Annotated in this window: 17 protein-coding genes; 5 read left to right on the forward strand and 12 right to left on the reverse strand. The window is 69.8% G+C overall.

Features of this window, described 5'->3' with window-relative positions; all coding sequences use genetic code 11:
* The first annotated feature begins 28 nt into the window (after window positions 1–28).
* From AB0F44_RS01835 to AB0F44_RS01850, 4 genes are read left to right on the forward strand one after another with little or no spacing between them, the layout of a single operon-like run.
* The gene (locus AB0F44_RS01835) at window positions 29–502 is read left to right on the forward strand and encodes an SRPBCC family protein (RefSeq protein WP_357352083.1); all 474 of its coding nucleotides are present in this window, start codon (window positions 29–31) and stop codon (window positions 500–502) included.
* 3 nt (window positions 503–505) lie between these two features.
* Complete coding sequence (locus AB0F44_RS01840) at window positions 506–2,128, forward strand: alpha-amylase family protein (protein WP_357352085.1); 1,623 nt, start codon at window positions 506–508, stop codon at window positions 2,126–2,128.
* Between the two features lie 8 nt (window positions 2,129–2,136).
* Window positions 2,137–3,099: a TIGR03885 family FMN-dependent LLM class oxidoreductase gene (locus AB0F44_RS01845; protein WP_357352087.1), complete on the forward strand. Its 963-nt coding sequence runs from the start codon at window positions 2,137–2,139 to the stop codon at window positions 3,097–3,099.
* Between the two features lie 38 nt (window positions 3,100–3,137).
* Window positions 3,138–4,859: an alpha-glucosidase gene (locus AB0F44_RS01850; RefSeq protein WP_357352089.1), complete on the forward strand. Its 1,722-nt coding sequence runs from the start codon at window positions 3,138–3,140 to the stop codon at window positions 4,857–4,859.
* Here AB0F44_RS01850 and AB0F44_RS01855 read toward each other — a convergent pair.
* The 7 genes from AB0F44_RS01855 to AB0F44_RS01885 form a co-directional block, all read right to left on the reverse strand.
* A complete protein-coding gene (locus AB0F44_RS01855; protein ID WP_160023764.1) occupies window positions 4,822–6,534 on the reverse strand; it encodes a CTP synthase in 1,713 nt (570 codons plus the stop codon). The genes AB0F44_RS01850 and AB0F44_RS01855 overlap by 38 nt on opposite strands.
* 14 nt (window positions 6,535–6,548) lie before the next feature.
* Entirely contained in the window at window positions 6,549–8,480 is a 1,932-nt protein-coding gene (gene steA / locus AB0F44_RS01860; RefSeq protein ID WP_357352092.1) for a putative cytokinetic ring protein SteA, read from the reverse strand.
* A 170-nt stretch (window positions 8,481–8,650) separates the two neighbouring features.
* Entirely contained in the window at window positions 8,651–10,414 is a 1,764-nt protein-coding gene (recN, locus tag AB0F44_RS01865) for a DNA repair protein RecN (RefSeq protein ID WP_357352094.1), read from the reverse strand.
* Window positions 10,407–11,333 carry an NAD kinase gene (locus tag AB0F44_RS01870; RefSeq protein ID WP_357352702.1) on the reverse strand — a complete coding sequence of 309 codons (927 nt, stop codon included), beginning with the start codon at window positions 11,331–11,333 and terminating at the stop codon, window positions 10,407–10,409. Before AB0F44_RS01870 ends, recN begins: the two co-directional genes overlap by 8 nt.
* A 65-nt stretch (window positions 11,334–11,398) precedes the next feature.
* Window positions 11,399–12,262, reverse strand: a complete 864-nt coding sequence (locus AB0F44_RS01875; RefSeq protein ID WP_357352096.1) for a TlyA family RNA methyltransferase — start codon at window positions 12,260–12,262, stop codon at window positions 11,399–11,401.
* An 11-nt stretch (window positions 12,263–12,273) separates the two neighbouring features.
* Window positions 12,274–12,546, reverse strand: a complete 273-nt coding sequence (locus tag AB0F44_RS01880; protein ID WP_357352098.1) for a hypothetical protein — start codon at window positions 12,544–12,546, stop codon at window positions 12,274–12,276.
* The gene (locus tag AB0F44_RS01885; protein WP_357352100.1) at window positions 12,543–13,592 is read right to left on the reverse strand and encodes an HAD-IIA family hydrolase; all 1,050 of its coding nucleotides are present in this window, start codon (window positions 13,590–13,592) and stop codon (window positions 12,543–12,545) included. Before AB0F44_RS01885 ends, AB0F44_RS01880 begins: the two co-directional genes overlap by 4 nt.
* Before the next feature lie 64 nt (window positions 13,593–13,656).
* Between AB0F44_RS01885 and AB0F44_RS01890 the strand changes: the two genes are divergently transcribed.
* On the forward strand, window positions 13,657–14,817 hold the full coding sequence (locus tag AB0F44_RS01890; RefSeq protein WP_357352102.1) for a DUF1015 family protein: 1,161 nt from the start codon (window positions 13,657–13,659) through the stop codon (window positions 14,815–14,817).
* Here AB0F44_RS01890 and AB0F44_RS01895 read toward each other — a convergent pair.
* From AB0F44_RS01895 to argG, 5 genes are all read right to left on the reverse strand, one after another.
* Complete coding sequence (locus AB0F44_RS01895) at window positions 14,814–15,236, reverse strand: single-stranded DNA-binding protein (RefSeq protein WP_357352104.1); 423 nt, start codon at window positions 15,234–15,236, stop codon at window positions 14,814–14,816. The genes AB0F44_RS01890 and AB0F44_RS01895 overlap by 4 nt on opposite strands.
* 122 nt (window positions 15,237–15,358) lie before the next feature.
* Window positions 15,359–15,928 carry a DNA-3-methyladenine glycosylase gene (locus AB0F44_RS01900; RefSeq protein WP_357352106.1) on the reverse strand — a complete coding sequence of 190 codons (570 nt, stop codon included), beginning with the start codon at window positions 15,926–15,928 and terminating at the stop codon, window positions 15,359–15,361.
* A complete protein-coding gene (argH, locus tag AB0F44_RS01905) occupies window positions 15,928–17,349 on the reverse strand; it encodes an argininosuccinate lyase (RefSeq protein ID WP_357352108.1) in 1,422 nt (473 codons plus the stop codon). The genes AB0F44_RS01900 and argH overlap by 1 nt, the downstream gene beginning before the upstream one ends.
* Entirely contained in the window at window positions 17,346–17,816 is a 471-nt protein-coding gene (locus AB0F44_RS01910; RefSeq protein WP_357352110.1) for an NUDIX domain-containing protein, read from the reverse strand. Before AB0F44_RS01910 ends, argH begins: the two co-directional genes overlap by 4 nt.
* A complete protein-coding gene (gene argG / locus AB0F44_RS01915; RefSeq protein ID WP_357352112.1) occupies window positions 17,816–19,276 on the reverse strand; it encodes an argininosuccinate synthase in 1,461 nt (486 codons plus the stop codon). The genes AB0F44_RS01910 and argG overlap by 1 nt, the downstream gene beginning before the upstream one ends.
* Between the last annotated feature and the right edge of the window lie 19 nt (window positions 19,277–19,295).

Below are 19,295 nucleotides of genomic sequence, written 5' to 3' on the forward strand. Positions count from 1 at the left end.
TCGTACGCAATCGAGAAGGAGTTACGACATGAGCACCATCGAGAAGAGCGTCCAGGTCGAAGTCCCGGTCAGCACCGCGTACGACCAGTGGACCCAGTTCGAGTCGTTCCCCCAGTTCATGGAGGGCGTCGAGTCGGTCAAGCAGCTCGACGACAAGCACCTGCACTGGAAGGCCGAGATCGGCGGTGTGACCCGCGAATGGGATGCCGAGATCGTCGACCAGGTTCCCGACGAGCGCATCACCTGGCGCGCCGTCGAGGGTGCCCAGAACAAGGGGACGGTGTCGTTCACCCAGGACCCGATGGCGAAGACGACCCAGGTGACGCTGCGCCTGGAGTACGAGCCCGAGGGCGCGGTCGAGAAGACCGGTGACGTGCTGAAGATCGTCGACATGCGGGCCAAGGGCGACCTCGAGCGCTTCAAGGACTTCATCGAGCACCGCGGCACCGAGACCGGTGCCTGGCGTGGCGAGGTGAAGCCGACCGGCGAGGTACGTCACTGACGCATGCGACCCGAGGATGAGGATGTTCCGTGGTATCAGAAGGCGGTCATCTACCAGATCGCCGTAGCCCTGTTCCGTGACAGCATCGGGAACGGGATCGGCGACCTCCGCGGAGTGACGGAGAAGCTCGACCACGTCAAGGATCTCGGTGCGAGTGCGGTATGGCTCCAGCCGTTCTACCGCACTCCGTACCTCGACGGTGGCTACGACGTGATCGACCATGTCGAGGTGTCGGACCGGTTCGGCACGATGGATGACTTCGAGGACCTCATGGCTCGCGCCAAGGAGCTGGGGCTCGAGGTCATCCTCGATCTGGTCGTGCAGCACACGTCGGTGGCGCACCCGTGGTTCCGCGCGGCCTGCCGCGACCGGGAGTCGCGGTTCCGCGACTTCTACATCTGGACCGACGAGCCGCACGAGACGATCGTCGAGCCGATCTTTCCCTCCGTGGAGGACTCGGTCTGGGCCTGGAGCGAGGAGGCGGGGCAGTACTACCGCCACACGTTCTACCGACACGAGCCGGACCTGAACGTCGCCAACCCCGAGGTGCGCGACGAGATCCGCAAGATCATGGAGTTCTGGCTCGAGCGGGGCGCCGCCGGGTTCCGGGTCGACGCGGCGCCGTACATCGTGGCCGAGGCGGGTCGAGCGGACGGTCACGACGACGGCTTCTGGTTCCTCGAGGAGATGCGGAGCACCGTCCAGCGCTTCCGTCCCGACGGGGTGCTGATGGCCGAGGCCGACGTGGAGCCGCAGCAGTACGCCGACTACTTCGCCGACGGCGACCGGGTGACCACGCTGCTCAACTTCTGGCTCAACAACTACCTGTTCCTGGCGCTCGCCCGGAACGACGCGGAGCCGTTGCGGGCCGCCCTGGAGGCGGAGCCGCTTCCGCCGGAGAGCTGCAACTACGCGGTCTGGCTGCGCAACCACGACGAGCTCGACCTCGAGCGGCTCACCCCCGCCGAGCGCGAGGAGACGATGGCGATCTTCGCCCCGCAGCCGACAATGCGCGCGTTCGGTCGCGGCATCCGCCGACGCCTGGCTCCGATGCTGGGCGACCCGCGGCAACGGAGGCTCGCTGCCTTCCTGCTCTGCTCTCTCCCGGGCAGTCCGATCATCCTGTACGGCGACGAGATCGGGATGGGCGACCAGCCGGAGCTTCCGGACCGGGCCGCGGTCCGGCCGCCGATGCAGTGGTCGCAGGGCCAGAACGCCGGCTTCTCCGAGGCCCACGCGATCCAGCTGGTGCACCCGGTCATCACCAAGGGCCCGTTCGGCTACACCCAGGTCAACGTCGAGGACGAGCTCCGCGACCCGGACTCGCTGCTGTGCACGATGCACACGCTCTTGAACGTACGTCGCGAGCACGGTCCGCTCCTCGCCACGGCAGCGCGACCGGTGGCCGTGCCGCAACGGCACGTGTTCGCGGTCAGCTACGCCGACGAGCGGTCCACCTTGTTGCTGCTGGCCAACCTGGATCGCCGTGGAACCACGGTCACGCTTCCTCCGGAGCTGCAGCGCGAATGGGATCAGCTCGTCGTCGACCAGCCCTACGAGGACTCGGCGAAGGGTGAGGAGCTCGAACTGCACGGTTACGGCTACCGGTGGCTCCGGAGTGAGTAGGCACCACCATGGAGATCGGATTCCACGCCTCTCATGAGCAGTTCGCTCCCTCGCGCCTCCTGCGGCTGGCCCGGCGGGCGGAGGAGGCCGGCTTCGACGCCGTCCTCTCCTCCGACCACCTCACGCCGTGGAGCGAACGTCAGGGCGAGGCCGGGTACGCCTGGGCGTGGCTCGGCGCCGCCCTGGCCACGACCACGCTGCCGTACGGGGTGGTCACCGCCCCGGGCGACCGGTATCACCCCGCGGTCACAGCCCAGGCGATCGCGACGCTGCTGGAGATCGCACCTGGGCGGTTCATCCCGGCCCTCGGCTCAGGGCAGGCCCTCAACGAGCACGTCACCGGGCGGCCCTGGCCGACCAAGGACGTACGCAACGCGCGGCTCGCCGAGTGCGCCGACGTCATCCGCCGCCTGCTCGGCGGCGAGACCGTGGACCACGACGGACTGGTGCGGCTGCGCGCCGCCCGTGTGTACACGCTGCCGACGGAGCCGCCGCCCCTGTTCGCCGCGGCACTGAGCCCGGAGACCGCCCGTGCGGTGGCCGGGTGGGCGGACGGCCTCATCACCGTGAACGCTCCGCTGCCGAGGCTGCGTGAGGTCATCAGAGCCTTCCGTGAGGGCGCGGGGGCCGCCAAACCGGTCCACGTCCAGATGCACCTCTCGTGGGCACGCTCGGAGGAGGGGGTCCGTGCCCAGGCACTGGACCAGTGGCGGGCCAACGCGCTGCCTCCGGTGCTGAACGAGGAACTCGAGGTGCCGGCGCAGGTCGATGCGGCCACCGCCCACGTACCGGCCGAGGCGCTCGAGGACAGCATCGTCATGTCGAGCGACCTCGCTCGCCATGCGGAAGTGCTCGCCGACTACGCCCAGCTCGGTGTCGACCGGGTGTATCTGCACCAGGTCGGGGTCGAGCAGGAGGAGTTCGTGGACGTCTTCGGCGCCAAGGTGCTGCCCCAGGTTCGCGCCTGTTGACGCATATGCGCGATTGATCGCGGGCACCGGACGTCAGCGTGAGTGCGAAGAAATGGTGGCAGTCCGCGGTGGTCTACCAGATCTACCCACGCAGTTTCGCGGACACCGACGGCAACGGCGTCGGTGATCTCGGCGGCATCCTGGAGCATCTCGTCCACCTCGAGAAGCTGGGTGTGGACGTGGTCTGGATCTCGCCGGTCTATCCCTCCCCCATGGACGACAACGGCTACGACATCAGCGATTATCACGACGTCGACCCGGTGTTCGGATCCATGGCGGATCTCGACGCGCTCGTGAAGCAGCTACACGCGCGCGGGATCAAGCTGGTGATGGACCTGGTGGTGAACCACACCTCCGACGAGCACCCCTGGTTCATCGAGTCCCGCTCCGGACCCGACAGCGCCAAGCGGGACTGGTACTGGTGGCGGCCGCCTCGAGACGGGACGGTCCCCGGTGAGCCCGGGTCGGAGCCCAACAACTGGGGCTCCTTCTTCTCGGGCCCGGCGTGGGAGTACGACGAGGAGAGCGGTGACTACTACATGCACCTGTTCTCGAAGAAGCAGCCGGACCTGAACTGGGAGAACCCGGAGGTCAGGCACGCTGTCTACGACATGATGCGCTGGTGGCTCGATCGGGACATCGACGGGTTCCGGATGGACGTGATCAACCTGATCTCCAAGGATCCCGCGCTTCCCGACGGGAAAGTCCGGCCAGGTGAGCGCTTCGCCACCCTCGGCCGGCAGGTCGTCGACGGGCCCCGGATCCACGAGTACCTCGCCGAGATGCACCGCGAGGTCTTCGCCGGAGTCGAACGACCGCTGCTCCTCGTCGGCGAGACCCTCGACGTCTCCATCGAGGAGGCCCGCAAGTACACCGACCAGAAGCGCCAGGAGCTCGACATGGTGTTCCAGCTGGAGCACCTGCAGATCGACCGCGGTGCATCGAAGTGGGACGTACTCCCCTTCGACATGCGCCTTCTGCGCGGCTCCCTCGCCGCCTGGCAGGAGGGGTTGTCCGACGTCGGCTGGAACAGCTTGTACTGGGACAACCACGACCGGCCGCGCGTGGTCTCACGGTTCGGCGACGACGGCGAGTTCCGCGAACGGTCGGCGAAGCTCCTGGCCACCGTCCTCCATCTGCAGCGCGGGACGCCGTACATCTACCAGGGCCAGGAGCTCGGGATGTCGAACTTCCCGTTCACCTCGATCGAGCAGTTCGCCGACATCGAGTCGATCAACTACTACAAGGAGTCGGTGGCCATGGGCGAGGATCCGGAGGCGCTCCTGGCGTCCCTGCGGGCGAGGAGCCGCGACAACGGCAGGACGCCGATGCAGTGGGACGCCTCGCCCAACGCCGGCTTCACCACCGGTCGCCCGTGGCTGCCGGTCAACCCGAACTACCCGGAGGTGAACGCGTCGAGCCAGGTGGACGACCCGGCCTCGGTGTTCTCCTACCACCGCGACCTGATCCGGCTACGTCACGACGAACCGGTGGTGGCACTCGGGGACTTCACCCTGGACGAACCGGACGATCCTCAACTCTTCGCGTTCACCCGACGCCAAGACGGTGAGGAGTTGCGAGTGGTCGCCAACTTCTCCGGAGACGCCGCCGAGGTCCCGCCCGGGCTGCAGCGTGCGACCGCGGACTCCCCCGTCGTCCTGGCGAACGTCGAGGGACCGCACGACAGCACGACGCTCGAGCCGTGGGAGGCCCGAGTCTTTCTCAGGCGTCAGCCGTCTCCGGCAGCTCGACCTCGCTGACCTCGCGGCGCAGGTTGGTCTCGTCGATCGGGAACCGCTGCTCCTTCTGCCGGTCGAGGGCCGCCTTCACCAGCCCGGCGAAGAGCGGGTGCGGGCGGGTCGGCCGCGAGCGGAGCTCGGGGTGGGCCTGGGTGGAGACGTAGTAAGGGTGTACGTCGCGGGGCAGCTCGACGAACTCAACGAGCTGGTTGTCGGGCGAGAGGCCGGAGAAGACCAGGCCCGCGTCCTCCAGCTGGTCGCGGTAGGCGTTGTTGACCTCGTAGCGGTGGCGGTGACGCTCCTCGATGGAGGTCTCGCCGTAGACCTCGGCCGCGATCGAGCCCTTCTTGAGCTCGGCCGGGTAGAGACCCAGACGCATGGTGCCTCCGAGGTCGCCCGCGCCCTCGACGTACGCCTTCTGCTCCTCCATCGTCGCGATGACGGGCTCGGGGGTCTCGGCGTCGAACTCGGTGGAGTCGGCCTTCTCCAGGCCGAGCACGTTGCGGGCGTACTCGATGACCATGCACTGCAGGCCCAGGCACAGGCCGAGCGTGGGGATCTGGTGGGTGCGGGTGTAGGTCAGCGCGCCGAGCTTGCCCTCCAGGCCACGGATCCCGAAACCGCCGGGGACGCAGACGGCGTCGACGTCGTGGAGATTCTTCGCGGCGCCCTCGGGGGTCTCGCACTCGTCGGAGGGGATCCAGCGGATGTTGACCTTGGCCTCGTTGGCGAAACCGCCGGCGCGCAGCGCCTCGCCGACGCTCAGGTAGGCGTCGGGCAGGTCGATGTACTTGCCGACCAGACCGATGGTCAGCTCCTCCTTGGGGTGGTGCACCCGGCGGAGCAGGTCCTCCCACAGCGCCCAGTCGACGTCGCGGAAGGGCAGGTCGAGCTTGCGTACGACATAGGCGTCCAGGCCCTCGCGGTGGAGCACCTTCGGGATGTCGTAGATGCTCGGGGCGTCGGCGGCGGTCACCACGGCGTCTTCGTCGACGTCGCACATGAGCGCGATCTTGCGCTTGATGCCCTCGGGCAGCTCGCGGTCGGCGCGGCACACGATGGCGTCGGGCTGGATGCCGATCTGGCGCAGCGCCATCACCGAGTGCTGGGTCGGCTTCGTCTTGAGCTCCTTGGACGGGCCGATGTAGGGCACCAGGGAGACGTGCACGAAGAAGACGTTGTCGCGGCCGAGACGCTGGCGCACCTGGCGGGCGGCCTCGAGGAATGGCAGCGACTCGATGTCGCCGACGGTGCCGCCGATCTCGGTGATCACCACGTCGATCTCGGGGCCGTGCATGGCCAGGACCCGCTCGGAGATCTCGTCGGTGATGTGCGGGATCACCTGGACGGTCTCACCGAGGTAGTCGCCGCGGCGCTCCTTGGCGATCACGTTGGAGTAGACCTGCCCGGTGGTCACGTTGGCGTGGCCGACCAGGTCGGTGTCGAGGAACCGCTCGTAGTGGCCGATGTCGAGATCGGTCTCGGCACCGTCGTTGGTCACGAAGACCTCACCGTGCTGGAACGGGTTCATGGTGCCGGGGTCCACGTTGAGGTACGGGTCCAGCTTCTGCATGGTCACGCTCAGGCCACGCGAACGGAGAAGACGGCCGAGGGACGATGCCGTCAGGCCCTTTCCCAATGAGGAGGCGACGCCCCCGGTGACAAAAATGTGCTTGGTCAAGCTCGCCGACTTCATGGGCCTCGATCCTATCAACGCTTCAGCAGGCCACCGAAACCTGACGCACCGAAATCGCCACCTTGTTGATTCATCTGTCGAGCCAGCGCGAGCGGAGCGGCGACCTGACTGGTGGTGGTCTCGATCCCGTCGACCGATGCGAACCAGCCCGGCCAGTCATTGGCGCGGAGCGTGTCGAGGTCCTCGGAGCCCGTGGGTGCCGTCACGACCAGGCCTTTCGTGGTCGCGCCGATGCCCTCGACCAGACCCTCGACCGCGGTCGTGTCCTTGCTGTCCTCGCCGAGGACGACCAGGACGAGGCCGGCCGGTCCGGTCGGCCGTCCCTGGGCCTTGACCAGGTCGCCGGTGAGCAACGCCACAGCGGCGGTCTTGGCTGGCTGGTCGAACGCCGCGGGCGGCTTCGTGCCGGCGTAGGTCTCCCCGATCACCTGGCCCATCCGCTGATAGGTCGCCTGTCCCGCGTCTCCGCGGCCGAGCTGCTTGACCAGCTGGGTGGACAGGCTGTCGACGTACTGCTTGCGGTCCGGGTCCAGCAGGTTCGGTCGTACGTCGAGCACCCCCGTCGTCTCGCCGCCGGCTGCCTTGATGTTGCCGGTGAGCGCGGCGACCGTCTTCTGGTCAGCGCCGGGAAGGGTGACGACGGCGACCTTCTGGCCGGTGAGCCTGCCCGGCAGGAGCGCGTCGCCGGCCTCGGCGACGAACTGGGCCTCGGCGCTCTGCTGCGGGTCCTTCGCGCTCTTCGTATCGCTCTCGCCGGAGGTCGGGCTCGCCGCGGCTCCGTCGCCGGCTCTGTTCACGATCCCCGAGCCGATCGCGGTGAGGTCGTGGTCGGCGGCCCAGATGCCGGCGGGTACGCCGATCGCCAGCGCCGTCACCGCGGCCAGCATCGGGAGGACGAGGCGACGGCTGCGGGGCTCCTTGCGGCGCACCGCCGGGACCGCGGAGGCGTCGATCAGCGTCGGGCCGAGCGCGAGCCGGGTCAGGTAGGTGCCGGCCAGTCCCGGGCGCTGGTCCTCGAGGAAGTCGGTCAGCGTGGTGCTCAGCCCGGCCCCGACCACCAGCGAGGGGTGCTGGGCGTAGGCGACCAGGAGGGCCGCGTCCTCCGGGGCGAGGGCGGACTCGAACCGCTTCGGCTGCACGCCGATCCGGTCGAGGAGCTCGGTGGCGTTCTCGCTCGCGGAGGCGCCGGGCGCGAGGACGATCTCGGCGGCGCTGGTGAGCACCTTCGGTTCGGGGTAGGTGTCGGTGTCGGGGCCCAGGACGATGACGGCGTGGCGTACCTGTTTCTTGGACAGCCTCTTCGCCGCGGGACCCACCGCGATGATCGCCGGGCGCTGCTCGCGCAGGAAACCGGCGAGGTCGCCGAGCAACCGGCCCAGGTCGGGGTGGTCGGCGACCACCACGACGGGACGGCCGGCCAGCGGCGTGTCCAGAGGAGGTACGCCGTTGCCGTGCAGCAGCACCTCCTCCTCACGCTTGAGCAGCTCGCTGCTGTTGTGGGTGAAAAGATCCAGGTGGGAGCTCAGGCCGCGCTTGGCGTCCTCGAGGTCCTTGTCGAGCGACTCCTGGTCGAGCGCACGGCCCGAGGTCAGCAGCTGCTCACCGTCGAAGACCTCGCCGTCGAGGATCCGGCCCTTCCGCCCGTCGACCAGCTTCTCCCAACCGGCCTCGCCGATCTTGTCGATCAGCTCGATCCCTGCGTCGGCCAGCGTCTGCGGCCCCCGGTTCGGGTAGCGGCCCGAGACCATCGGCTGGGCGTTGACCACGGCGATCACGCCCTTCGACGCGATCGCCAGCGCGGTGCTGCGGTCCAGGTCGACATGGTCGATGACCGCGATGTCGCCCTCTTTGAGCCGCGGGATCAGCGCTCTGGTCGGCCGCCCCGAGCGGAGCGTGCCGCGGATGCCTGGAAGTACGGAGGGAATCTGGCGGGTAGGCAGTCTCATGTCCCGCCAATCCTCCCCCGGCGCCAGGGCGCGTCCCCGGATCTCCCATCCGGCGAGTCGGTAGTTGTGGCGGCCGAATGCGTACGTTTGGCGGCCGAGACGGTCGCCATGGTGTGTGTCGTTCGCCACAACGACCGACTCGGGTCGCCAAAACTGAGGTTTCGGCGGGATCAGAGCTTGGCTGAGCGGGCCACCTCGAGGAGCTCGCGAGCGTGGGCGATGGCGGTGTCGGAGGCAGTCAGCCCGGCCAGCATGCGGGAGAGCTCGCGCTCGCGGGACTCGTCGTCGAGGACGGTGAGGCCGGAGCTGGTGACCACGCCGTCGCTGGTCTTCTCGACGGCGACGTGGTGGTCGGCGAAGGCGGCGACCTGGGGCAGGTGGGTGACGACCAGGACCTGGGCGGTGCGGGCGAGGTGGGCGAGGCGGCGGCCGATCTCGACCGCGGCGGTGCCGCCGACGCCGGCGTCGACCTCGTCGAAGACGAAGGTCGGGACCGGGCTGGTGGCCGCCAGGACCACCTCGATCGCCAGCATCACCCGGGAGAGCTCACCGCCGGAGGCGCCCTTGTGGAGCGGGCGGGGCTCCGAGCCGGTGTTGGCGGCCAGCAGCAGCTCGACCTCGTCGAGGCCGTTGGAGCCGTAGCGCAGCCAGCGCTGGGCCTTGCCCGAGCCGACCTGCAGCGGTGCGTGTGGCTCGTCCTCCGACGCAGGCGCGTCGGTCTCCTTCTGGCGTACGTCCGCCACCAGTCGCGCATGCGGCATGGCCAGTCCGGTGAGCTCGTCGCTGACCGCCTCGGCGAGGGCGCCGGCGGCGTCGGTGCGGGCGGCGGACAGCGCCAGGCCGGCCTCGGCGAGGTCGGCTCGCAGACGCGTACGCTCCCCGCGGAGCTCCTCGATCCGGTCGTCGTCGGAGTCGAGCTCGAGGAGGCGCTTGGCGCCGGTCTCGGCCCAGGCGAGCACCTCGTCGATGGTCTCGCCGTACTTCCGGGTGAGCGCGGTCAGCGCCGCGCGGCGCTCGGAGACCACGGAGAGCCGGGCTGGGTCGGTCTCGATCGCGGTCGCATAGGAGGCGACGTCGGCGGCGAGGTCGGAGAGCAGGTAGGAGACCTCCGCGAGGCGGTCGGCCAGGGAGGCGGCGTCAGGGTCGTGGTCGCGTACGCCGTCGAGGGCCTGGCGCGCGGCCGAGATGGCGCCCAGCGCGTCGGGGGCGTCGACCTCCGAGGAGAGCGCCTCGCGGGCCTGCTCGGCGGCGGTGCGCAGCGTGTCGGCGTAGCCGAGCTTCTCCTCCTCCTGGGCGAGGGTGACGTCCTCGCCGGACTCGGGCGAGACCTCCTCGACCTCACCGAGGCCGAAGCGGAGCAGGTCGGCCTCCTGTGCCCGCTCACGGGCGTGGGTGGTGACCTCGTCGAGCTCGCGCTCGACCTTCTGGAGCTCGGCGTAGATGTCGCCGTAGGCGGCGATGAGCTTGGCGACCGCGTCCCCACCGAAGCGGTCGAGCGAGTCGCGCTGGGCACGCGGCTGCAGCAGCCGGTGCTGGTCGGACTGGCCGTGGACCGCGACCAGCGGCGAGGTCACCGATCCGAGGGTCGCGACCGGGACGGTCGCTCCCCCGACGTACGCCCTCGCTCGGCCTTCGGCGGCAACGGTGCGGGCCACCAGGACGCGGCCCTCCTCGACCTCTCCCCCGGCCTCCTCGGTCGCCTCGATGACGCCGGGCAGCGACCGGGCGTCGATGACGCCCTCGACCCGGGCCGCCTTCTTGCCCTTGCGGACCGAGCCGGCGTCACCGCGGCCACCGAGCAGCAGCCCGAGCGCGGTCACGATCATGGTCTTGCCCGCGCCGGTCTCGCCGGTCACCACGGTCAGCCCTGGTCCGAGCTCCAGGGTCGAGGACTCGATGATCCCGAGTCCGGAGATCCTGATCTCCTCAAGCATTCTCGCCTCCGTTCATCCTGAACGGACGCCGTTCCGCGGCGCCTCGCCATCCCTCCACAGACAGTCCGAACTTCCGCACCAGACGATCCGTGAACGGGGCCTGGTGCAGACGGACGAGTCTCACAGGCTCCACCCCCCGGGTGACCTCGATCCGAGCACCTGGGCCCAGGTCGTAGGAACGCCGGCCGTCGCACCAGAGCACGCCGGCGCCATCGGCCCGCGAGATGACCTCGACGGCCAGCACCGAGGTCGGCGCGACCACCATGGCCCGCGCGAAGAGCGCGTGGGCGCTGATCGGGGTCAGCAGCAGCGCCTCGACGCCCGGCCACACAACCGGGCCGCCGGCGGAGAAGTTGTAGGCCGTCGAGCCGGTCGGGGTCGCGCAGACGACGCCGTCGCAGCCCCATCTCGACAGCGGCCGGCCGTCGATCTCGACGACGACCTCGAGCATCCGTTCACGCGCGGCCTTCTCGACGCTGGCCTCGTTGACCGCGAACGTACGGAAGACCTTCTTGCCGTCCTCGAAGACGCTGACCTCGAGCGCGAGGCGGTCCTCGGAGGTGTAGCGACGCTGCACGATCGCCTCGATCGTCGACTCGACGTCGTCGTACTCCGCCTCCGCCAGGAACCCGACGTGTCCCAGGTTGACCCCGAGAACCGGGGTGCGGTGGGGCTGGACGATCTCGGCCGCGCGCAGGATGGTGCCGTCGCCGCCGATGACCAGCGCCAGCTCGCAGTCACGGCTCGCGTCGTCCTCGTCGGCGGCGAGCTCGAGCTTCGGTTCGTACGCCTCCGGGTCGATGCCCAGATCGGCGGCCTCACTGGCCAGCACCCTGACCACGATCCCGTGGACCGCCAACGACTTGGCACAGGCGAGGCCGACCTCGCGGGCCTCCTCGCGCCCGGTGTGGATGAGCATGAAGACCCGCCGAACCTCGGCTGGGTCCACAGGCGCTGGGTCCACCTGAGCGGTGTCGGCATCGGTCACGGATCAACCTTCTCAGACGGCACCGACACAACCCCGGTGGCGGGGCTCTCCAGGCCGCGCTGCTCGCGTACGGCCTCCTCGATCTCCGCCTCGGTGACGGTGGCCTCGCCGCGGCGCAGCCACAGGAAGAACTCGACGTTGCCCGACGGGCCCGGGAGCGGGCTGGTCGTGACCGCGCGTGCTCCCCAGCCGCGCCTCGCGGCGGCCGCAGCGACGGCGTTGACGGCCTCGGCGCGCAGGACAGGGTCGCGAACCACGCCACCCTTGCCGACGCGGTCCTTGCCGACCTCGAACTGCGGCTTGACCATCAGCGCCAGGTCACCGTCGGGGCTGGTGACCCGGATCAGGGCGTCCAGGACGAGCTCGAGGGAGATGAAGGAGAGGTCGCCGACGACGACGTCAACCGGTTCGCCGACCACGTCGAGGGAGAGGTCGCGGATGTTGGTGCGATCGTGGACGACGACTCGCTCGTCCTGCTGCAGCCGCCAGGCGAGCTGGCCGTAGCCGACGTCGACGGCGACGACCTGCCGGGCCTCGTTTCGCAGCAGTACGTCGGTGAACCCGCCCGTCGACGCGCCGGCGTCGAGGCAGCGGCGGCCGTTGACCGAGAGTCCCAGCGGTTCGAACGCCGCGAGGGCTCCGGCGAGCTTGTGCCCGCCGCGGGAGACGAAGTCAGGTCGGTCGGGGTCCTCGGTGACCACGATCGCGACGTCGGTGGTGACGCCCGTGGCCGGCTTGGTGGCTCGGTTCCCCGACACGGTGACCCGCCCGGCGGCGATCAGCTCGCTGGCGTGCTCGCGGGAGCGGGCCAGCTTGCGCCGGACCAGCTCGGCGTCGAGGCGCAGGCGGCGAGGAGGCATGCGCTCGCCTCTCAGGGCTGGTCGGTCGGCTGGGACTCGCCGGACGCCGCGGCGATCCGGGCCATCGCGTCGTGGGTCCCGGTGTCGGGGTCCAGGGCGCGACGCAGCTCGGTGTGAGCGGCCTCGAAGACGCCGACGTGCTCGGTCAGCGGGAGCTCGTCGAGCCGGTCCAGCGTCTCGAGCACCGCGTCGACGCGGGCGACACCTGTGTGCGGCGCACTGCCGCCGCTGCCCAGACCGGCCGAGTCCTCGGCCGGAGTCTCGTCGAAATGCTGCTCGCTCATGAGGCCGAGACTACCGTCCCGCCGTCGGCATCCGGGCGAGGCGGCACGGCCTGTGCACCGATCGTGACCACCGATCCGGTGGCGTCCAGGTGTGCCCAGGCACCGGCCGCAGCCACTCGCCACCAGTCGTCCGTGGCGCCGTCGCCGGTGACCCGCAGCTCACCGTCGCGTACCTCTGCCGTCCAGCCACCGAGCCGCGCGGTCGTGCCGTCGGTCTCCGGCGCCGAATGGGCCTCCAGCAGCCCGCCCAGGTCGGCGGAGATGTAGGACGGGCGCCGCTGCGGCTCGGCCGCGACCAGATCCTCGAGCCCGGTGACCCCGGTGAGCACCAGCAGCGTGTCGATGCCGGCGTTGCGGCCGCCCTCGATGTCAGTGTCGAGCCGGTCGCCGACCATCAGCGGGTGATCGGCCTCGGTGCGCCGGATGGTCTCCTCCAGCAGCGGTCGCGACGGCTTGCCCGCCACGACCGGCTCGACGCCCGAGAAGCGGCGCAGGGTGTCGACCAGGACGCCGTGACCCGGCGCGATCCCGTAGGCCGCCGGGAAGGTCATGTCAGTGTTGCTGGCGACCCAGAAGAGCCCGTCCTTGATCCGCACGGCCGCGCGCAGGATGTCCTTCCACAGCAGCTCGGGGTTGTAGCCCGTGACGATCGCCTCGGCGTCCTCGTCGACGGCCACCGGCACCAGGCCGGCGGCCTCGAGCGGCTCGCGCAGGCCGGCGGCACCCAGGTTGACGACCTTCGCCCCCGGGGCGAGGCGCTCGGCCAGGACATGCGCGGCGGCCTGGGCCGAGGTGACCACGTCCTCGGCGGTCGCCTCGATCCCCAGGTTGCGGATGTTCTCGGCGACCTTGGCCGGAGGCCGGGCGGCGTTGTTGGTGATGAACGCCAGCCGGAGCCCGGCCTCGCGTGCGGCGGCGAGCGACTCGGGGGCGCGCCGGACCGCTGTGCCGCCGATGTAGACCACACCGTCGAGGTCGAGCATCGCCACGTCATGGGCGGTGGCGAGCACCTGGGCTGAGCCCTTCAACTGATGGCCGGTCAGCACACGAAGTTCCTTCTCTGGGTCGGGGGTTCGGCGAATGGCACCAGTGTGACCCTACGATGTGCGGATGGACGATACGGGTGTGGTCAGGGCGCCGTACCTCGGGCGTCCGCTGCGCCTGGAGCCATTTCGAGCGCTCTCGTTGGCGCCTTCGCGGATCGGTGACCCGACCTCCGCGCGGCTCTACTCCCGCCCCTATCGAGGGGTCGCCTCCCGGATCAGCTCGTGGCTGGCGCGTGGCGATCTGCGCCAGCACCAGGACCTCGCGCTCTACCTCCACGAGTACACCGCTGCCGGGATCACCGTGCGTGGCGTCGTCGGGATCCTCGACGTCTCGCACCGCACCGACGACCCCGCTGTTGCCGCGGTCATCCCCCACGAGGGCGTACGCACCGCCCAGGCCGAGCAGCTCGCCTCCCGGATGCGACAGATGCGGGTGCACCCGGCGCCGATCCTCCTCACCTACCACGCACCCGACGGGATCGCGGCCCTGCTCGACCGGGTGCAGAGCGGCACTCCCGAGGAGCAGTACGACGACCACGGCGGCCAGCACCACCGTGTCTGGGCGATCACCGACGAGGCGCTGATCGGGCAACTGCGCAAGGCATGGGCGAGCCAGCAGGCACTGATCGCCGACGGACACCACCGCTATGCGGCGTACGCCGAGCTCCAGGGGCTCGCCGAGCCCGGCGACGGCGCCGCGACCGACTTCGGTCTGGCGATGCTCATCGACCAAGACGACACGCCGTTGCAGCTCGGAGCGATCCACCGGGTGCTGGCGGGCGTGAACCTGCGCGACCTACGGGCCGCGGCCGAGTCCGTCGGAGCCGAGTGGACCGCCGGCGGCCGCGACGCCGCTCTGAGCAGGCTCGGACCCGGTGTCATCGTGCTCAGCGACGGCCGCGGCTGGGCCACCCTCGACGTGGACACCGCCAACAGCCCGATCACCGGCGATGTCGGCTATCTGCACGACCGCGTCCTCCCGGAGCTGCGCAAGCAGCCGTCGCGGGTGCTGCACGCCCACCAGGTCGATGCGGCGCTGAAACGGGCCCGCCCGGGTCGCGACGTCGCGGTGCTGCTGGCAGCACCGACGTTCGACACGATCCTCTCCTCCGCCTCGATCGGGCAGCTGCTCCCGGAAAAGGCGACCTCGTTCCAGCCCAAGCCGCACCCGGGCGTACTCATCCGTCTTCTGGACTCGGCGCGGCTGGAGAAGTCGCGCCACTAGCTCGCCTGCCTGGCCGCGGCAGCCGCCCGGCTCACCCGTCTGGCCGACGACACCTCCACCTCGGTCATCGACTGCAGCCGACCGCCGGTCTTGAAGAACCGGCGACGCAGGGAGCCGTTGACCTCGATGACGTCTCCGACCTGCCAGGTCATCGCCGCTCGGCGGACCCGAGCGACCCAGGTGTGACACTCGAGCGCGTCGATCTGCACCCGGCTGCTCCCCCGGCGTTTGTCACGTGGCCTGTTCACGACCACTCGGAACGCGGTGAGCTGATCTCCGCTCGGCAGGTCCTTCTCCTCCGCGGCCAGCGACAGCCGGCCGATCAACCGCACCTCGTTGACCGTCGCCAGCCCGCCGGCCGGCCCGATCCGCTCGCCATCATCCGGTGATGGCTCCTTCTCTACCCTTGCGACCGTCATCTCGATCACCTCCGACCACCATCCTGATCAGGGGCACCGACAGTCCCGCCCGAGCCCGCGCGGCCTGTGGAGAACCCCGGTCCGAACCAGGCCTGTGGACGGTCATCGGCCCGTCCCGGCGGCTATCCGAGCGCTTTGGCCGGCCGATAGGGCGAGACCGTCGGGTCACCCGAGACCCAGAACCGCCAAGGCCGGTCCGGGGCGAGACGCAGCCCGACCCGCGGTCCGGCGGCCACCTCGATCCCCGCCCACGTCTCGGCCGGCGCCAGGTCCAGCTCGAAGTCAGTCGTCCCGTTCATGGTGAGGTCGATCCCGAGCGCTGAGCACAGCCGCGCGGGTCCGCGGGCGAGGTCGACGTCGCGTACGGCTCCACGTCGCTCCCGGGCGACCTCGATCCCGTCGATGATCTCGCCGGCACGCAGCAGGATCCCTCCGGGCTCACCCTCCGGATGGCAGACCAGGTTCGCGCAATAGTGCATCCCGTAGGTGAAGTAGACATAGAGCCGCCCCGGTGGACCGAACATCACCCGGTTGCGGTTCGTCTCGCCCCGGAAAGCGTGCGAGCCGGGATCGTCGGCCGCGTACGCCTCCACCTCGGTGAGCCGCACCTTCACACCGTCGAAGGACAGCGTCGCCCCGAGGAGCCGCGGAGCGGTCACCTCGGGGCGCTGGTTCAGCAGGCTCGTGAGCACTACGACGGACGGAACCCGGCGGCCTTGGCCCGGAGCTCGGCGAGCTGTTCGGCGACCCGGTCGGGAGCGGTGCCACCACGGCCGTCGCGAGACGCGACAGAGCCTTCGATGGTCAGCACCAGACGTACGTCAGGGGTCAGCGCCGGCGAGATCGTGGCGAACTCCTCGTCGGTGAGCGCGTCCAGCTCCACGCCGCGCTTCTCCGCCGCCTGGACGCAGGCGCCGGCGAGCTCGTGCGCGATCCGGAAGGGGGTTCCCTGCAGGACCAGCCACTCGGCGATGTCGGTGGCCAGCGAGAAGCCCTGAGGGGCGAGCTCGGCCATCCGGTCGGTGTTGTAGACCAACGTCGCGACCTGACCGGTGAAGGCCGGGAGCAGCACCTCGAGGGTGTCTAGGGAGTCGAAGACCGGCTCCTTGTCCTCCTGCAGGTCGCGGTTGTACGCCAACGGCAGCGCCTTCAGCGTGGTCAGCAGCCCGGTCAGGTTGCCGACCAGACGCCCCGCCTTGCCGCGGGCCAGCTCGGAGATGTCGGGGTTCTTCTTCTGCGGCATGATGCTCGAGCCTGTCGACCAGGAGTCGTGCAGCGTGACGAAGTCGAACTCCTTGGTCGCCCACAGGATGATCTCCTCGGCGATCCGGCTGATGTCGACGCCGATCTGGGCGCACACGTAGGCGAACTCGGCGACGAAGTCACGCGAAGCGGTCCCATCGATCGAGTTCGCGCTCGAACCGGTGAAGCCGAGCTCGGAGGCGACCAGCTCGGGGTCGAGCCCCAGCGACTGCCCCGCGAGCGCCCCGGACCCGTACGGCGAATCGCACACGACCCGCGCCTGCCAGTCGTTGAGTCGGTCGACGTCGCGCAGCAGCGACCAGGCGTGCGCCATCAGGTGGTGCGAGAGCAGCACCGGCTGAGCGTGCTGGAGGTGCGTACGTCCCGGCATGATCGCGCCCATGTTCTCGTCTGCCTGCGCGGCGAGCGCCTCGATGAGATCGAGGACGAGCCCACGCAACACCCGCTCGTGGTCGAGCAGATAGCTCCGGAAGAGCGTCGCGATCTGGTCGTTGCGCGAGCGCCCGGCCCGCAGCTTGCCGCCGACATCAGGACCGATCTCCTCGATGAGCAGCCTCTCCAGCGCACCGTGTACGTCCTCGTCGGAGGCAGCAGGCAGCAGCCGTCCGGCGGTGAACCGGTCGGCGAGGACGTCCAGACCGCGGTGGATCTCGTTCTCCTCGTCACCGGTGAGCAGCCCGGCCGCCCCCAGCGCCTTGGCATGAGCATGCGACCCGGCGATGTCGTAGAGCGCCAGCCGCCAGTCGAACTGCGTCGAGCGCGAGAGCGCTTCGAGCTCCGGCGAAGGACCACCGGCGAACCGGCCGCCCCAGAGCTTGCCCTCGTTGGTGGTGTTGGCAGGCGTGGTCACGACTCTCCTCGTACGGCTTTGATGGCGATCTCCATGATGTCAGGAAGTGCGCCCGGGGACGCGGTGCCCTCGGCGCGAAGCTTGTCCGGCGTCCACCAGCCGGCCTGGACGACCGATCCGACCTCGATCGGCTCCAGGTTGGCGAAGCTGATCTCGACCTCACGGTCGAGCGCGACGGCGAAGTAGATGTTGTGGCCGCTGTAGTCGACGCCGTTCCAGCTGTACTCGTCGGCGTGGATCTGGACGGGGCCGACCAGTGCCTCGGGCAGGACCCGGATGCCGGCCTCCTCCCACAGCTCCCGCGCCGCAGCGCCTACCGCGGCCTCGCCGGGGTCGATGGCGCCCCCGATGCTGGTCCAGTAGGCGCCCCGCGACGGGTCCCCCGGGTCGGTGTCCTGCAGAAGCAGCACCTCACCGTCGGCACTGACCGGGAGAACCCGCGCGGACTCGCGGTGCACACGCACCATCAGTCGTTGCCCGCCTCCAGCGCGGCCTCGTCGAGGATGGTGTCGTCCAGGACGGTCTCCTCGATCGGAAGAGCGGCCGGGAGCGGCTTGCCGTCGGTGGCGGCGATTCGGTCGAAGCCGCCGGCGGGCAGCTCGCCGAAGAGGGTGCCGTGCTCGACGAGCACCGTTCCCTGGTCCAGGGGATGCCCGGCGTAGATCTCCAGCTTGGAGCGGGAGTCGGCGATGTCGAGGTTGCGCATGGTGAGCTGGCCGATGCGGTCGACGGGGCCGAAGGCGGCGTTCTCGACGCGCTCCATGGAGAGCTTCTCGGGGTGGTAGGAGAAGTGGGAACCCTCAGTGTTCAACACGGTGTAGTCCTCACCCCGGCGCAGCCGGAGCGTGACGGTGCCGGAGACCAGCGAGGCGATCCAGCGCTGGATCGACTCACGCAGCATGAGCGCCTGCGGGTCGAGCCAGCGGCCCTCGTAGAGCAGCCGGCCGAGCTTGCGGCCCTGGTTGTAGTAGTTGGACATGGTGTCCTCGTTGTGCACGGCGTTGAGCAGCCGCTCGTACGCCGCCCACAGCAGCGCCATGCCCGGCGCCTCGTAGATGCCGCGGGACTTGGCCTCGATGATCCGGTTCTCGATCTGGTCGGACATGCCCAGGCCGTGGCGGCCGCCGATCGCGTTGGCCTCGTAGACCAGCTCGACCGGGTCGGTGTAGGACTTGCCGTTGATCGCCACCGGGCGGCCCTCGACGAAGCTCACCGAGACGTCCTCGGTCTCGATGGAGACCGACGGGTCCCAGAACTTCACGCCCATGATCGGCTCGACGGTCTCCAGCGACACGTCGAGGTGCTCCAGGGTCTTGGCCTCGTGGGTGGCGCCCCAGATGTTGGCGTCGGTGGAGTATGCCTTCTCGGTGGAGTCGCGGTAGGGCAGGTTGTGAGCGACCAGCCACTCCGACATCTCGTGGCGTCCACCGAGCTCGTGGACGAAGTCGGCGTCGAGCCACGGCTTGTAGATGCGAAGCTCGGGGTTGGCCATCAGGCCGTAGCGGTAGAACCGCTCGATGTCGTTGCCCTTGAAGGTCGACCCGTCGCCCCAGATGTTGACGTCGTCGGCCTGCATGGCCCGCACCAGCATGGTGCCGGTCACCGCACGCCCCAAAGGCGTGGTGTTGAAGTAGGCACGGCCACCGGAGCGGATGTGGAAGGCACCGCAGGCGAGTGCGGCCAGGCCCTCCTCGACAAGCTGCGGCTTGATGTCGATGGCGCGGGCGATCTCGGCGCCGTAGGCCATCGCGCGGTCCGGGACGCCGGAGATGTCGGGCTCGTCGTACTGCCCGATGTCGGCGGTGTAGGTGCACGGCACCGCGCCCTTGTCGCGCATCCAGGCGACCGCCACGGAGGTGTCGAGACCTCCGGAGAAGGCGATGCCGACGCGCTCACCCTTGGGAAGGGAGGTCAGGACCTTGCTCACGAGATGTTGCTCCTTGCTT

The sequence above is a fragment of the Nocardioides sp. NPDC023903 genome (assembly GCF_040639295.1).
Taxonomy (GTDB): domain Bacteria; phylum Actinomycetota; class Actinomycetes; order Propionibacteriales; family Nocardioidaceae; genus Nocardioides.